This is a genomic window from Pseudarthrobacter defluvii (genome assembly GCF_030816725.1).
GTDB lineage: Bacteria > Actinomycetota > Actinomycetes > Actinomycetales > Micrococcaceae > Arthrobacter > Arthrobacter defluvii_A.
The window spans coordinates 2,923,339-2,938,961 of the sequence record NZ_JAUSYG010000001.1; the positions used below are offsets into that span (position 1 = coordinate 2,923,339).

The window sequence follows — 15,623 nt, forward strand, 5'->3', positions numbered from 1 at the left end:
AGGATTGGCCCCCATGACTGCACTTGCACCCGCCGAACAGCTGCGGCCCGAACCACCCCGGGCCGAGGAAGCCGCGGACATCGCCGAATCGCCGCTGGAGGGCTTCCGCATCGGTGTCACCTCGGACCGTCGCTCGCGCGACCTCATCGAGGCGCTGGAACGGCGCGGCGCCGAAGTACTGCATGCGCCCGCGCTGAAGATCGCCCCCGTCCAGGAGGACATGCGCCTCATCGAGGACACCAAGGCCATCATTGCGGCCAGGCCGGACCTCTGCATCGCCACCACAGCGTACGGCATGCGCCGGTGGTGCGAGGCCGCGGATTCCTTTGGCATCGGTGATGAATTGCTGGAAACGCTGGGAAGCACCCGCATGTTCGTCCGGGGACCCAAAGCCCGCGGTGCCGTGCGCGCGGCCGGCCTTGCCGACGTCGGCATCAGCAGCGACGAGACCACCGCCACCCTGGTGGACATGCTGCTCGCTGAAGGCGTCCGCGGCAAAACCGTGGCCATGCAGCTGCACGGGTACACCGACGTCCGGCAGATTGAACGGCTGCGGATGTCCGGCGCAACGTTCCTCACGGTCACGCCCTACCGCTGGGTCAAGCCCGACGGCGAGGACCGGCTTCCCCGGCTGATCGAAGCGGCCTGCAGCGGGAACCTTGACGTCCTGACCTTCACCAGCGCCCCCGCGGTGGACGCGATGTGGAGCACGGCCCATGAGATGGGGCTCTACAAGCAGCTGGTGGAGAGCCTGAAGCTCAACGTCACCACCGCGGTCGTGGGTCCGGTCACGGCGCAGCCGCTCCTGGACGCCGGGATTACGCCGCTGGTGCCCGAGCGGTTCCGCATGGGCGCCCTCATCAGGCTGGTCTGCGAGCACCTGGCGCTGAACCATGTCCGGCGGCTCGACACCCGCTCCGGGAACATCGAACTGCGCGGCCGGAGCCTGCGCATCGACGGCAAGCAGGTGGAACTGGCCCCCGCTCCCCTGCTGCTCCTGCGCGCCCTGCTCGGCGCCGACGGCGCGGTCCTGTCCCGCGAGTCGCTTTCCGACCTGCTGGAACTCCGCGGATCCGTGCACGCCCTGGACATGACCGTGAGCCGGCTTCGGTCCTCCCTGCCCGACGGCAAACTGATTGAGACTGTGGTCAAGCGCGGCTACCGGATCCGCGTCTGACGTGCTGCAACGCGGTGAATGTGTCCGCCGGCCGCCGGATGAGAGGTGTGTCACGGGTTCTGTTACCGGCCGGTAAATACTGGCGAACAAGGGCCCGCTAAACAGCAACTGCAGGGAAACACGCCGGAAAAGACGCGCACCTACGCTGGGTTCCATCACGAAGTTCCGGCCGCCTCCGGCCGCCAGCGAAAGGGCCAGCACATGTCCGCTCCGGCACCCTCCACGTCCTCCTCCCCCGCAACCCGCATCGTCATCGCCGGTGCCGGCCCCGCTGCCCAGGCCCTGGTGGCCCAGCTGGACCGCGCCCGGTTCACCGGCACCATCATCGTGCTGAGCAACCGGGATGACACCCCCGGGGAGCTGTTGGAGCTGGCCATGCTGCCCCAGGTTTCCGTGCGTTTCGGCCAGCCCGCCAGCCACATCGACGCTGTCAACCGCACGGTGGCAACGGCCGACGGCATGGAATTCGCGTACGACCAACTGGTGATTGCCACGGGTTCGGCCCCCGTAGCCAGCCCTGTGGACGGTGCCGCGCAGTGCCTGAGCTACGCCACCATCGACGACGCACCGCTCGTATCGAGGGGCGTCCAGAAGGTTGCCCGGGAGCTGGGCCGCCGTCCGGTGGGCATCCTGGTGGGGACCGGCGCTGCGGCCGGCCAGGCCGAGGCGGTCCTGCGGGCCAGGGGCGTACGGCCCATCCGCACCACCGCCAGGCCATCCGCCGTCGTTCCTGCGGTCGTTTCCGGCAGGTCCGCTTCCCGGCTGGCCGCGTCGTCGGTGGTCTTCGAGGACGGCAGCAGCATGACCGGCGACTTCGTCGTCCTCGCCGAGGAGCGGGTTCCGCGCGACGGCCTGGCAGCCAGCGGCGGCCTCCAGACGGCGGCGGCCGGCGGCATCGTGATCACCCGGGACTACCGCACCTCGGTGCCTGGAATCTGGGCGATTGGGGACGCAGCAGCGTTCGACGGCGTGCGGCTGGGCCTGCTGGTGGCGGCGGCTTCGGCGGCAGGAGCCTGCGCAACGCAGCTGCTGTCTGCCGCTGCCGCTGCCGCCGCGCCCGCCCTGCAGGCGGCTGCCTAAGCCGGTCCCCTGGATTTGGGTGCCCTTCGGCCGCTGCACACGCTTCCGGCATCCGGCCTGCTGCCGCGGCCTGCTTCGGGCGCGGCCCGCTGTGACAAGATGGTTCCCAAAACCGAGTCAACGCGGGCCCACAAAGCCTTTCGAGAGGACCATCATGAGCAACGAAGCCACTGTCCACGCCGGCACCGCGGGCGCGGCCGGAACCGCGAACATTGCCTCCTATATCGACCACACCCTGCTCAAGCCCGAGGCCTCCGAGGCAGACGTGCTCAAGGTGTGCACGGAGGCGGCTGAGTACGGGTTCAAGTCCGTGTGCGTGAACCCCATCTGGGTCAAGACAGTCACCACCGCGCTCAGGGGCTCGGGCGTCCTCACCTGCTCCGTGGTGGGCTTCCCCCTGGGCGCCACTCCCACCGATGTGAAGTCGTTCGAGGCCCGTGGTGCGGTGCTCGACGGGGCCGACGAGGTGGACATGGTGATCAACATTGCCGCCGCGCGGGCGAACGACAAGGGCGCCCTGACGGATGACATCGCCGCCGTAGCAGAGACCGTGCACGCGGGCGGGGCCATCCTGAAAGTCATCATCGAAACTGCCCTCCTGACCGATGAGCAGAAGGTGCTGGCATGCCAGGCGGCCGTGGAAGGCGGGGCGGACTTCGTGAAGACCTCCACGGGCTTCAACGGCGGCGGCGCCACCGTTGAAGACGTGGCACTGATGCGCAAAACCGTGGGCCCCGACCTGGGGGTCAAGGCCTCCGGCGGCGTACGGTCCCTGGCCGACGCTCAGGCTATGATTGCAGCAGGTGCAACACGAATTGGTGCCAGCTCCGGGATTGCCATCGTCAAGGGTGAACAGGGTTCAGCAACCTACTGACCGGAACCGGAAGCCCGCCGCAGACCACGCCCCGCGGGGCCGAGGAGGAACACATGTCCAGCCAGATCAACGCGTCCAGCCGGGACACGGCGTCCAACCAGGAACACGTCAGGACCCCGCAGAACGAAAACAAGCTCGGCGGCAGCATTGTGCTCTTCATCATCTGCTTCGCCCTTTTCCTCGGCGCCATCTACTCGCTGTCCTTCCTGAGCCTGGGCAACCCCTGGCCCATGGCCGCCTGCCTGATCCTGTTCGCCCTGGCGTTCTGGCTTCCGCAGACCATCTTTGGCCGCTCCGACTCTGCGGGCGAGCACTAGCCCAAGCAGGTGGCACTAACTGTCGTTATGCACCCTCATAACGACAGGTACTGTGACGCAGTTGGGTGAGCAGAATTAATACGGGCCCCGGATTTGTCCGGGGCCCGTTGCTGTCTGACGCTGCTGCTAGAACCAGAGCCTGATCCAGGCGCCGGCGGCAGCGGCCACGCGGCCCCAGTGATGCTGGGCGATGGCCCAGCCGGCCATGGACATGCCCACCATGGCGTAGGCGCTCACTGGAATCAGCACCAGCCACTCCCGCTTGGAACCGGCACGGCCCAACAAGGGCAGGGACAGGGCGCCGTTCGCCCGCCAGACGTTCCGCAGCAGGGGCAGCCGGCGCAGCAGTTTCGGCGGCCGGACCACCAGTGGCCAGAGCAGCGGCACTCCCCCGGTGGTGATGAGGTCGCCCACGATGTGCACCACCACCCCGATGAGCATCGATGCGGGCAGCCAGGTCCACTGCTCCGGAGCGTAGACGGTGACCAGTCCCGCCATCACCAGCGCGAAAATCCAGTTGGAGATGAAGCCGGATTTGGGGAAGAGCTTCAGCGCCTTCGCTGCGATGTTGATCAGGAACATGCACAACAGCCCGGCGCCAACGGACAGGCGGCCCCATGCGGTGTCCATGTGGACCTGGGATGCCAGGCCGGCCAGGAACACGAACACTGCCGCGCCAAGGATGGAGTGCGTGCCCTGCCGGTGGCCGCCGCTGGCGTTTTCGATGCCGCGCGCGATCGCGTTGGACAGCGGCGGCAGTGCATGGGCCACGGTGCTTGAGCGGTGGTCCCAGTCGCAGACCAGCGCGGTGCCGGCCGTGGCCATGCCGCCGATGAGGATGCCCGTGGGATCCAGCGGGTACCAGCCGAGCGTGTACGGGCCGGTGGACGCAACAGCTACCCACGCCGCGGCTCCCGACGCGGCGTGGTGTCCTCCCATCAAGTCCTAACCGCTGACTGCCGGAGCGGCGAGAGGGGCGTCGGAGAAGATGTTCCGGATGACGCCGTTGGCCCATTCCAGGATCTCTGCGTCCTGGAGGTCCCGGCCCCCGATCCGGGCCGTCTTGGGCTTGGGAATCAGGACCGCGTCCAGCGCAGGCTTGGTCTGGGACCCCGGATACATCCGGTTCAGGCGCATGGTCTTGGACTCCGGCAGGGTGGCCGGGGAGAACTTGATGAAGTTGCCCTGCAGGGCCACGTCGGACAGCCCGGCTTCGCGGGCGGCGACCCGGAACCGGGCTACGGCCACCAGGTTCTGCGCGGGCAGCGGAAGTTCGCCGTACCGGTCCACGAGTTCTGCCTGGACCTCATCGATGGCCTCGTCGGTGAGGGCCGCTGCCAGCTTGCGGTACGCCTCCAGCCGCAGCCGTTCGCCGGGAACGTAGTCGTGCGGCAGGTGCGCGTTGACGGGCAGTTCGATCTTCATCTCCGCGGCCTTCTCTTCGGCCTCGCCGCGGAAGTCGGCCACGGCCTCGCCCACCAGGCGGATGTACAGGTCGAAGCCCACCCCCTGGATGTGGCCGGACTGTTCCCCGCCCAGCAGGTTTCCGGCGCCGCGGATTTCCAGGTCCTTCATGGCCAGCTGCATGCCGGCGCCCAGCTCGTTGTGGGCCGCAACGGCCTTGAGCCGCTCCAGTGCCACCTCGCCCAGGGGTTTCTCGGAGGGGTACAGGAAGTACGCGTAGGCACGTTCCCGGCCACGGCCCACCCGGCCGCGGAGCTGGTGCAGCTGGGACAGGCCGTACTTGTCCGCCCCGTCCACGATCAGGGTGTTGGCGTTGGAGATGTCCAGCCCCGTTTCGATAATGGTGGTGCACACCAGGACGTCGAACCGCCGTTCCCAGAAGTCCACGATGATCTGCTCCAGGCGGCTTTCGGACATCTTGCCGTGTGCCACCTCGACGCGCGCCTCGGGCACCAGTTCGCGGATCTTGGCGGCCGTCCGCTCAATGGTGGACACCCGGTTGTGGACCAGGAACACCTGGCCTTCACGCATCAGCTCGCGGCGGATTGCGGCCGAGGTCTGTTTGTCCGTGTACGGGCCAACGTAGGTCAGCACAGGGTGCCGTTCCTCCGGCGGGGTGGCCAGCGTTGATGTTTCGCGGATCCCGGTGAGGGACATCTCCAGGGTCCGGGGAATCGGGGTGGCGCTCATGGCCAGGACGTCCACGTTGGTGCGCATCTTCTTTAGCGCTTCCTTGTGCTCCACGCCGAACCGCTGTTCCTCGTCAACGATCACCAGGCCAAGATCCTTGAACTCGAAGTCCTTGGACAAAAGCCGGTGCGTGCCGATCACCACGTCCACCGCCCCGCTCTTGACGCCCTCGGCGGTTTCCTTGGACTCCTTGGCGGACTGGAACCGGGACAGCGGCTTGACCCTCAAAGGGAAGCCGGAGAACCGTTCGGTGAAGGTTTCGTAGTGCTGCTGGGCCAGCAATGTGGTGGGTACCAGGACGGCCACCTGCTTGCCGTCCTGCACGGCCTTGAACGCAGCGCGGACCGCGATCTCGGTCTTGCCGTAGCCAACGTCGCCGGACACCAGGCGGTCCATGGGGATTTCGCGCTCCATGTCGGCCTTGACCTCATTAATGGTGGTCAGCTGGTCCGGGGTCTCCACATACGGGAAGGCTTCCTCAAGCTCCCGCTGCCAGGGGGTATCGGGGCCGAAGGCGTGCCCGCGGGAGGCCATCCGGGCCGAGTACAGCCGGATGAGTTCGCCGGCGATTTCCTTAACAGCCTTGCGGGCCTTGGATTTGGTGCTGGCCCAGTCGGCGCCGCCCATCTTGCTCAGCACCGGGGTGTCGCCGCCAACGTAGCGGGTGACCTGGTCCAGCTGGTCAGTGGGGACGAACAACCGGTCCCCCGGGGCGCCGCGCTTTGACGGCGCATATTCCAGGACCAGGTATTCCCGGACGCCGTCGCCGCCGCCGGCCACCTTGCGCTGGATCAGCTCCACGAACCGGCCGATGCCGTGCTGTTCGTGGACCACATGGTCCCCCGCCACCAACTGCAGGGGGTCCACGGCGTTGCGCCGCTTGGACGGCATCTTCCGCATGTCCTTGGTGGACCCGGCGGAGGTGCGCCCCAGCAGGTCGGCCTCGGTGAGCAGGCCCAGTTTGAGCGCGTCCAGGACAAAACCGCGGCCGACGGCGGCAGTGGTCACCTCGATGATGCCCGGCTGGGGCTCGTGGTCCAGGCTGTCCACCCGCGCGCACGGGATGTCATTTTCGTGGAACAGCTCGGCGAGGCGCTGCGCCGGCCCGGGGCCTTCGGTGGCCACCACGATCCGCCATTGGTCGCGCACGTGGGATCCGATGAAGTCCATCATCTCCGCGACATCGCCCTGGTAGCCGCGGGGCTCCCGCGCGTGCAGGTTCAGCACATCGATCTCGGGCAGCAGCTCGGCGTCCTGCGCCAGGGATGTTATGGACCACCAGGACACGCCATGGCCCAGCGCGGAGCCGCGGGTTTCGGCCAATGAGCGGAAGCTCGCCGAATGCAGCGCCGCGCTGGCCTGGGAGCTGAGATCCAAAGGTGCGGCCCCGCCGTCGGACGCGGTGGACCAGGCCGCCTCGAGGAACTCCTCGTTGGTGGCAGCGAGGTCGTGGGCGCGGGTACGCACCTTCTCCGGTTCGATCACCACGGCGATGGAATCTGCCGGCAGCTGGTCCACGAACGGCACCATTGCATCCACCAGCACCGGGGCCAGGGATTCCATGCCCTCCACGGCAATGCCGCCGGCGATCTTTTCGAGCATATCCGCCGCGGCCGGAAGCTGGGCCTTAAGGGTGGCGGCGCGGGACATGACGGAAGGAGTGATGAGGATTTCGCGGCAGGGCGGGGCGTGCAGCTCCGTAGGGTGATGGATCCCCGGCGCGGACAGCGAGCGCTGGTCGGCGACGGCGAACCAGCGCATCTGGTCCACCTCGTCCCCGAAAAATTCCACGCGGATGGGGTGGTCCTCCGTGGGCGGGAAGACGTCGATGATGCCGCCGCGGACAGCGAACTCGCCGCGGTGGGTCACCATGTCCACCCGCGCATAGGCGGCGTCCGCGAGGCTCTTCACGACGCTGGTGAAGGGGACGTCCTGGCCCACTCCCAGCGTGACGGGCACCAGGTCACCCAGCCCTGCCACCACCGGCTGGACCACGGCGCGGACGGGCGCGACGACGACGCGCAGCCGGCCCGCCGTCGAACTTTCCGGATGTGCCAGCCGGCGCAGCACGGACAGCCTGCGGCCCACCGTGTCCGAGCGCGGCGAAAGCCGCTCATGCGGGAGGGTCTCCCAGCTGGGGAACTCAGCCACCGAATCCGCCGGCAGGTAGGCCCGCAGGGCTGCGGACAGGTCTTCGGCCTCGCGGCCGGTGGCCGTCACAGCCAGCACCACGCCCGGCTCGGCGCCATCGGAGGCAGCCGCAAGCCCGTCCGCCATCTCCGCCAGCAGGACCGCGCGAAGGCCTGCGGGGGCGCTGATCTGGTAATCCTGCCCACGGACGGCAAACCCACGGGCGGCCTCGGCACGGACGCGGGCGAACGTCGTCTCCGGTTCAAGGGCGCGGCGGAGTCCGTCCAGCGTCGGAAGCGCGGCGGACTTGCCGGTGCTGGATGTGCCGGCGGCGGACTGGCCGGGAAGACTCATGGCGGAAGCTCCTGTGGTGTTCATGAAGACAAGCAGGCAACGCGAAAACCCGAAATTCGCTGCGAATCCCGGGTACTCCCAGCCTACCGCGCAGGAATGACATGCCCGCGCGGCACCATCTGCGTGGGAATACCTCTAGGCTGGCAGGGCTGAGCCATTCCCGCGGCCTTCCTCGCCGCAGCGGCCGTCCGGAGGGGCCGCCGCTTCGAACCACCGGAGACGAACAGGGCAGTACGAAGACGCCGGTACGAACACGGCAGGACGAACAGGAGCCAGTATGACCGACATGAGTTCCCAGCCATCGCCGAAGACCGTGCTTGTCACCGGCGCCACCGGCTACATCGGCGGGCGGCTGGTGCCGAGGCTGCTGGAGGCGGGCCACAAGGTAAAGGTGCTGGTCCGCTCCCCTGACAAGATCGCCGGGGTGCCATGGCGGGACAAAGTGGACGTGGTGGAAAGCAGCCTCGACGACGGCGGGGCCCTCCGCGAAGCCCTGGCCGGCGTCGACGTCTTCTACTACCTGGTGCACTCCATGGCCGCGGGGGCGGGATTCGAGGCGAAGGAAAAGGCAATGGCTGCCACGGCCGCGGACGCCGCAGCCGCAGCGGGCGTCGACCGTATCGTCTATCTGGGCGGACTGCACCCCCGGGGTGTGGAGCTTTCCACGCATATGCGGTCGCGCGAAGCGGTGGGCAAGGTCTTCCTCGACAGCCCGGTGGACTCCGTCGTGTTCCAGGCCGGCGTGGTGATCGGGTCCGGCTCGGCATCGTTCGAGATGATCCGCCACCTCTCCGAAACACTGCCGCTGATGCCGGCGCCCAGCTGGGTGCGCAACCGGATTGAGGCGATCGCGGTCCGGGATGTCCTGTACTACCTGGTGTCCGCCGCGTCGCTGGAGGGCGGAATCAACCGCACCTTCGACATCGGTTGCCGGCAGGTGCTGACGTACGCGGGCATGATGCAGGAGTACGCCGCGGAAGCGGGCCTGCCGTACCGGGTGGTGCTGGCGCTGCCGGTCCCGGCACCCAAGCTCGCAGGCATGTGGGTGGCCCTGACCACGCCGATCCCCCTCTCCATGGCCGTGCCCCTGGTGCAGTCGCTGCAGCATGACGCGGTGTCCAACGAGCACGATATCGACCGGTACATTCCGCAGCCCGACGGCGGCCTGACCCCCTACCGGACAGCGGTGGCCCTGGCGCTCGGCAAGGAACGGGACGGCCAGGTGGAGACTACGTGGGCCAGCGCCGGCGCGGACTCCGATCCCCTTCCCAGCGACCCCGAGTGGGCGGGGCACAAGGTGTACATCGACGAACGGACGTTCCACGGCGACGTGGATCCCGCCCATGTCTGGACCATCATCGAAGGCATCGGCGGGCGCAACGGCTGGTATTCCCTGCCCCTGGCCTGGCAGGTCCGGGGCTGGCTGGACAAGCTCACCGGCGGCGCAGGCCTGCTCCGCGGCCGCCGGCACCCGCACACACTGGTGGCGGGGGAAGTAGTGGACTGGTGGCGGGTGGAGAAGATCGAACACGGCAGCCTGCTGCGGCTCCGGGCGGAGATGCGCGCGCCGGGACGGGCCTGGCTGGAACTGTCCGTGGAGCCCGACGGCGGGGGCAGCCGCTACCGGCAGCGCGCCATCTTCTTCCCCAAGGGCCTGAGCGGACGGCTTTACTGGCTCGCCGTGCTTCCCTTCCACAGCCTGATCTTCCCGGCCATGGCGCGCAACATCACCACGGCCGCGCAGAAACTTGCCGATGCGGACCGGGCCGAGCTGACCCCGTAGGATGTTGGAGGCTTAATTCATCTCCCACGTCCCAGGAGGACCCATGGCGCTGAGCGCAACCACCACCCTTCCGCATCCCGTTGACAGTGTTGCCGCTGTGCTGGTGAACGAGGACTTCCAGCGCCACGTCAGCCAGCTGGTGGGCGGCAGCCTGGAGTCCTTCACCCTTGACGGCGACATCGCAGGGGCGTTCAACACCACCTCGGTGCGCACCCTTCCCACCACCCGGCTGCCCGAATTCGCGCGGAAATTCGTGGGCGAGCACCTCAAGGTGACCCAGGTGGAGAGCTGGGAAGCCCCCGGCGCGGACGGCTCACGCCAGAGCAACATCTCGCTGAAGATCGCCGGTGCCCCCGTGGATGTCACCGCCGTCCAGCGGCTCGTGGCCGACGCCGGCGGAACCCGCGTGGAGCTTGAAGGCGCAGTCAAGTCCTCCGTACCGTTCCTGGGCGGCAAGATCGCCGATGCTGCCGAACCCATGGTGGCCAAGGCACTGAACCTGCAGGCCGCGCAGGCCCAGGCCTGGCTGGAAAGCCACTAGCCCATGCAGCTTCCCGTCTTCGCCGCACTGGTCCTCGTCGTTGCCGGCATCTGGTCGCTGGTGGTCTGGCCGCAGTTCCTGCGCCGGGTCATGAAGGATCCGCGCGCACGCGACGCCGCCGGCAAGGCAACGAAGTTCCTGACCGTCCATGTGGTGCTGGTGAGCATCTCCATGGTGCTGGGGCTCGCCACCGCAGTGATCGGCGTCCTCGGCCTGCTGGGCTGACCTGCCCCGCCAAGCTGGGCGTTTCCGCACGAAAAGAAGCCCGTGTCTTCCTCCTGCTGGAGGAAGACCCGGGCTTCTTGCTGTCTGTGTCAGGCCGCCTGGTTGAGGGCGTCCTCGGCGGCGACCCAGGAGATCATGGCGCACTTGACCCTGGCGGCGTAGCGGGCCACTCCCTCGAACGCCGCCGCGTCGCCCAGCAGTTCGGGGTCGGCGTGGACCTTGCCCCGGGAGCGCAGTACCTCCCGGAAGCTGTCGATGACCTCGTGCAGTTCGGCCACTGTCATGCCCTCGGCGAGGTCGGTGAGGACCGACGCGGAGGCCATGGAGATGGAGCAGCCCGCCCCGTCCCAGGCAACCTGCGCCACCTTGCCGTCCTGCACCGCAAGGCGGAGGGTCACCTCGTCGCCGCACACCGGGTTGAGCTGGTGTGACTGACCGGTGGAGCTGCCGTGGGGCGCGTCGACGGCGGCGAGCCCGCTGCCGTGCCGGGCTTTGGAATGGTCCAGGATGATCTGCTGGTACAGCTGGTCAAGACTCATGGTGTCAACTTTCGTGTTCGCGCTAGGCGCGGAAGTAGGCCCGGACGCCGGCCACGGCCTCGAGGAAGCGGTCCACGTCGTCGGTGGTGTTGTAGAGGTAGGCGCTGGCCCGGGTAGTGGCGGTCAGCCCAAGCCGGCGGTGCAGGGGCTGGGCGCAGTGGTGTCCCACGCGGACGGCAATCCCCCGGGAGTCCAGGAACTGCCCCACGTCATGGGCGTGGACACCCTCGACGTCGAACGCGGCAAGGCCGATCCGTTCCTTCCCGGCCGCCGGTCCCAGGACCCTGATGCCAGGAATGCTCTCCAGCCCCGCCACCATGCGCTGGCCCAGTTCGGCCTCCCACCGGTGGATGCGGTCGAGGCCGGTTTCGGTGAGGTAGTTCGCGGCTGCAGCCATGGCAACTGCCTGGGAGATGCGCTGGGTGCCGGCTTCGAACCGCTGGGGCGCCGGAAGGTACTCGGCCCGATCCATGGTGACGGTGGTGATCATCGATCCACCGGTCAGGAACGGCGGCAGGATGTCCAGCAGCTCCTGCCGGCCGTAGAGCACCCCGATGCCGGTGGGGGCCAGCATCTTGTGGCCCGAAAAGACCGCGAAGTCAACGCCGAGATCCTTGACGTCCAACGGGAGGTGCGGAGCGGACTGGCAGGCGTCCAGCACCACCAGGGCGCCTGCGGCACGGCCGAGGGCTGTCAGGTCCTTCACCGGATTGATGACCCCCAGGACGTTGGAGGCGTGGGTGAAGGCCAGGACCTTGGTGCGCGGGCCGATGACAGCCGCGGCCTGGTCCATGCGGAGGCTGCCCTCATCGTCGATGGGGATGTAGCGGAGCGTGGCCCCGGTACGGAACGCCAGTTCCTGCCAGGGAATGAGGTTGGCGTGGTGCTCCATTTCGGTCACCACAATCTCGTCGCCCGGGTTCAGGGCCAGGTCCTTGAGCCGCTGGTCACCACGCCCCTGGGCGGCCCACAAGCCGGCGTTGGACAGTGAATAGGAAAGGAGGTTCAGTCCTTCGGTGGCGTTGGATGTCCAAATGGTTTCCGCGTAGTCGGCGCCGATGAAGTCGGCAATGGTTTGCCTGGCGTCTTCGAAGACCTCCGTGGCCTCCACTGCAAGATGGTGGGCCCCACGGTGAACAGCGGCGTTGCGCTGCTCGTAGAATTCCTGCTCGGCTTCGATGACGCTCACGGGGTTTTGGGATGTGGCGCCGGAATCGAGGTAGACCAGCGGTTGTCCGTTGACCAGTTGGTTAAGGACCGGGAAGTCATTGCGGATGCGCAGCACCTCGGCGTTGTCCATGACAGGTACGGCACGTTCCAGTGTGGCTGGCGTTGATACTACGGCCAAAACAAACTCCTTGGGCTGCCAATGTCTGACACCCAATTGTCCCACACACGGCTGTGGCGGCCGCCCGGAAGGGGCAGCCGCCACCGCTGCCCCGGGCTTCAGCCGAGGGAGCAGAGGGCCGGCGACGGCTGGGGGGAGAGTCTCGGTCTCAGAAAGACTCTGACGTCGCCGGCCCCGTCTATGCCCGGTCCATGGGACCGGAAATTGAAAGGGCCTCAATGTCCTGTTCGGCTGCTCCGCGGCTTCCAGCCTGCCGCTTTGCTTTGCCTCCTTAAGTAAAGCCCGTGGTGTCGCCGCGTACACGAGTAGGGTGTACTCGAATCCCGGCGGCGGCACTACCGGGCCGCGCTGAAGCGCCACCTGCGGGAAGCGGATGAGGCCGGCAGGGGTACCCGCTGCCACGACGGCAGCGGGGTTCGGCAGCAGGCAGGACCTCCGGGCAAGAGCGCCGGGGGTTGCTTGGACGCCGGGCCTACTTTGGCAGTGCCGACTCCAGCTCATCGCGGCTGCGGACCCCGAGCTTGACGTAGGTTCGGTACAGGTGGCCTTCCACGGTCCGGACCGAAACCATCAGCCGCTGCGCAATCTCCCGGTCGGTGAGGCCCTGCACCGCCAGTTCGACGATGTCCTGCTCCCGCCGGGTGAGGCGGACGGTGGGTGCTGCTGCGATGAACCGGCCTTCCCGGAACCGCTCCCCCAGTTCGTGGTCGCACTTCTCGCGCTGCGCAACGGCCTGGCGGGACCGGCGGCGTTCCCCGGCCTGCTCAAGTACGGTGCTGGCACGGGCATAGGCTTCCCGGGCGAGATTGACGAAGCCTGCCTCCTCCAGCGAGACAGCCGTCGTCATGAGGGTGTCGCCATCGGCGTTTTCCCATGCGGTGGCCAGGGTCAGCAGCGCTTCCGCCCAGCGGCCTTCCACGCCCGTGGCCGTTGCCTGGACCATGGGAACCACTGAGGGGTCCCCCAGATCCCAGCACATGGCCAGGACTTCAAGAAGGTTTCCGGTCCGCGCGGAGGCATCCGTGGTGGTCATCAATGTCTGCAGGGCAGCCAGGCCTTTGCCGTCGCGGGCCAGGTATTCAGCGGCCGCTGCCCCGTAGGCCTGGGCCAGGAGATCGTGCGGGGGCCAGCCGGCGTCGGCGTCTTTGTGGTCCTGTTCCAGGCGTTTGGCCTGCTCTGCATCACCAAGCCGGGCAGCTGCATAAAACCCAAGGGCAGTGCTAAAGCGGTACAACTGCAGGGGGTCGTTAAGCCTCAGCGCTTCCACTGCCGGCAGCAGGACCTGGTAGGCGCGTTCCATCCTTCCCTGCCGCAGCAGCGAGTAGCCCTGAAGCAGCTGCAGGCTGCCGTTGAAGGTGGCCGCGCCGGGGGCATGCCCGGCGGCGTAGTGGTTGATTTCCCGTTCTGCCGACTCCCATTCGCCCATGGCCAGGTAATCGGTAACGAGCCTTCCCAGCACGAACTCGGGAAAGAAAAAAAGGCTGCCTTCCAGCGGTGGAAGCTCCGAGGCTGCGAACAGGGCGGCCTCCAGCCCCTGGACAGGCCGCCCCGCTGAAGCAAGGGCATGGGCCAGGAGGCCCTCAGCCAACGCACGCAGCGGTTCTCCCCCGACGTCAGCGGGAGGCCCCTTACGGATCCTCTCCAGTGCGTCGTTCAGCGCCTGGACGCTCACCTCCGCTCCCAGCTGGAGGAGGTGCAGGAGTTCGGCCTGCCAGCTCTTCCCGCTGCCATCGGCTACGTGCTTTTCAATGTCCTCGGCCACCACAGCCAGCGGGTGGCCAATGGCCTGATGCGCCGAGACCCTGAGCAGCAGCACGGCGGGGCCCTGGGCGTCGTCGGCAAGCGGGAGCCAGCATTCATCAAGGAGGGAAGCGGCCTCCGCATAAGCGCCGTCGTTGTACAGCGCACGCGCCTGGATCGCCTGGGCCAGGGGAACCAGCGCGGGTTGGCGGATCCGTGCTGCGATGGTGCGTGCACTGTGGTTGTGGAACCGAAGCAGGGCCTCCCTGGCCGCCGCAAGCATCTCGTCATCGCTGACCCTGACCCCACATTCAAGGGCCCACTCCACGGACCGCAGCCTGCCCTCTCCCTGCAGCAGGGTGGGCTCCTGGTGCGCCTTGACCTTCTCGAGCAGCTGCAGGCTGCGGGAGACCGAAACCGTGTTCCTGATGGCCCCGGCGAAGAGCCCGTTCCACAGGGAAAGCTCGGCCGGGATGCCAGGTGCTTCGACGATCATCTGCTGGTCCAGCAGTGACCGGACCACTGCTGCGCCGCTGATGTCTTCGATGACTTTCCTGCCTACCGGGCCGGCCAGGGCAATGAGCTTCAGGGCTTCCTGCTCCTCAGGCCCCCGCCGCAGGTGGTCTTTGGCAACCACAGATGCGAGCCGTACCCCGTCACTGGGCAGGGAGCCGAGGAGCATCCAGATTCCGTTGCGCTTGACCAGGACGCCCGCTTCTGCGGAGTCATGGAGCACGGCATCAAGGATCCGGGGATTCCCGCCGGTCGCATTCCAGATGGCATCCACTGTGGCACCGGGGACGGTCCCGTCAAGGGCGTGCGCCAGGACCTCTTCGATTTGGTCACGGTTGAGGGGGCGCAGGTCTACACGTTCGGCAAGGCCGTCGTACCAGAGCTGGTCGAGCGGCTGCGGCAGGCCCGGGCGGGGCCGGGCCGCCGCAACCACTGTGGCCCATCCGGCCGAGATCACGTCAGCCAGCACGCCGGCGGAAGCGTCATCCAGATGATGGGCATCGTCAACTGTGAGCAGGACGGATCCGCTCTTGCCGGCCTTCAATTTTTCAAAGTATGACCACATGGACCGGAGCACCGCCACGGGCGACACGGACTCCTCAGCGGTGAGCTCGCCCGTATAGGGCGTCAGGACCCCGAACGGAACGCCTGCCAAGGCGGAGCTGGCGTGGATCCGCATAATGTTCATGCTGCCGGCAAGGCGCTCTGTCACGGCGTCGGTCACGGCAGATTTGCCGATGCCCGCGCCCGCCATAATGAAGACGGCCCGGTGGTTTCCGTTGTGGAGAATAGCGCAGATGCGCTCCACCGGCTCCCGGCGGCCGGTCAGGAGCCGGTGCGCCGCCGCC

At 67.7% G+C, this 15,623-nt stretch carries 12 protein-coding genes; 7 read left to right on the forward strand and 5 right to left on the reverse strand.

Going from position 1 to position 15,623, the window contains the following annotated elements:
* Positions 1-13: 13 nt before the first annotated feature.
* From QF031_RS13670 to QF031_RS13685, 4 genes are all read left to right on the forward strand, one after another.
* Positions 14-1,177 carry a uroporphyrinogen-III synthase gene (locus QF031_RS13670; protein ID WP_307429022.1) on the forward strand — a complete coding sequence of 388 codons (1,164 nt, stop codon included), beginning with the start codon at positions 14-16 and terminating at the stop codon, positions 1,175-1,177.
* 201 nt (positions 1,178-1,378) lie between these two features.
* Entirely contained in the window at positions 1,379-2,257 is an 879-nt protein-coding gene (locus QF031_RS13675) for an FAD-dependent oxidoreductase (protein WP_307429025.1), read from the forward strand.
* A 154-nt stretch (positions 2,258-2,411) separates the two neighbouring features.
* Positions 2,412-3,131 carry a deoxyribose-phosphate aldolase gene (gene deoC, locus QF031_RS13680; RefSeq protein WP_307429027.1) on the forward strand — a complete coding sequence of 240 codons (720 nt, stop codon included), beginning with the start codon at positions 2,412-2,414 and terminating at the stop codon, positions 3,129-3,131.
* 53 nt (positions 3,132-3,184) lie between these two features.
* On the forward strand, positions 3,185-3,448 hold the full coding sequence (locus tag QF031_RS13685) for a hypothetical protein (protein ID WP_307429031.1): 264 nt from the start codon (positions 3,185-3,187) through the stop codon (positions 3,446-3,448).
* Positions 3,449-3,574: 126 nt separating this feature from the next.
* Here QF031_RS13685 and QF031_RS13690 read toward each other — a convergent pair whose 3' ends face one another.
* Positions 3,575-4,387, reverse strand: a complete 813-nt coding sequence (locus QF031_RS13690; protein ID WP_307429034.1) for a metal-dependent hydrolase — start codon at positions 4,385-4,387, stop codon at positions 3,575-3,577.
* 6 nt (positions 4,388-4,393) lie between these two features.
* Positions 4,394-8,086: a transcription-repair coupling factor gene (gene mfd, locus QF031_RS13695; protein WP_307429036.1), complete on the reverse strand. Its 3,693-nt coding sequence runs from the start codon at positions 8,084-8,086 to the stop codon at positions 4,394-4,396.
* Between the two features lie 286 nt (positions 8,087-8,372).
* On the opposite strand from mfd, the gene QF031_RS13700 reads away from it, so the two are divergent.
* Genes QF031_RS13700 through QF031_RS13710 form a run of 3 tightly spaced genes read left to right on the forward strand, consistent with a single transcriptional unit; the run spans position 8,373 to position 10,635 of the window.
* Positions 8,373-9,869, forward strand: coding sequence for an SDR family oxidoreductase (locus tag QF031_RS13700; protein WP_370874565.1), 1,497 nt, complete (start codon positions 8,373-8,375; stop codon positions 9,867-9,869).
* A gap of 43 nt (positions 9,870-9,912) precedes the next feature.
* A complete protein-coding gene (locus tag QF031_RS13705) occupies positions 9,913-10,410 on the forward strand; it encodes a DUF2505 domain-containing protein (RefSeq protein ID WP_307429041.1) in 498 nt (165 codons plus the stop codon).
* Between the two features lie 3 nt (positions 10,411-10,413).
* Positions 10,414-10,635 carry an SCO4848 family membrane protein gene (locus QF031_RS13710; protein ID WP_307429043.1) on the forward strand — a complete coding sequence of 74 codons (222 nt, stop codon included), beginning with the start codon at positions 10,414-10,416 and terminating at the stop codon, positions 10,633-10,635.
* Between the two features lie 89 nt (positions 10,636-10,724).
* Here QF031_RS13710 and sufU read toward each other — a convergent pair whose 3' ends face one another.
* From sufU to QF031_RS13725, 3 genes are all read right to left on the reverse strand, one after another.
* Positions 10,725-11,174, reverse strand: coding sequence for a Fe-S cluster assembly sulfur transfer protein SufU (sufU, locus tag QF031_RS13715; protein ID WP_307429045.1), 450 nt, complete (start codon positions 11,172-11,174; stop codon positions 10,725-10,727).
* A 22-nt stretch (positions 11,175-11,196) separates the two neighbouring features.
* Complete coding sequence (locus tag QF031_RS13720; RefSeq protein ID WP_307429048.1) at positions 11,197-12,522, reverse strand: SufS family cysteine desulfurase; 1,326 nt, start codon at positions 12,520-12,522, stop codon at positions 11,197-11,199.
* A gap of 472 nt (positions 12,523-12,994) precedes the next feature.
* Positions 12,995-15,499 carry a helix-turn-helix domain-containing protein gene (locus QF031_RS13725; protein ID WP_307429051.1) on the reverse strand — a complete coding sequence of 835 codons (2,505 nt, stop codon included), beginning with the start codon at positions 15,497-15,499 and terminating at the stop codon, positions 12,995-12,997.
* Between the last annotated feature and the right edge of the window lie 124 nt (positions 15,500-15,623).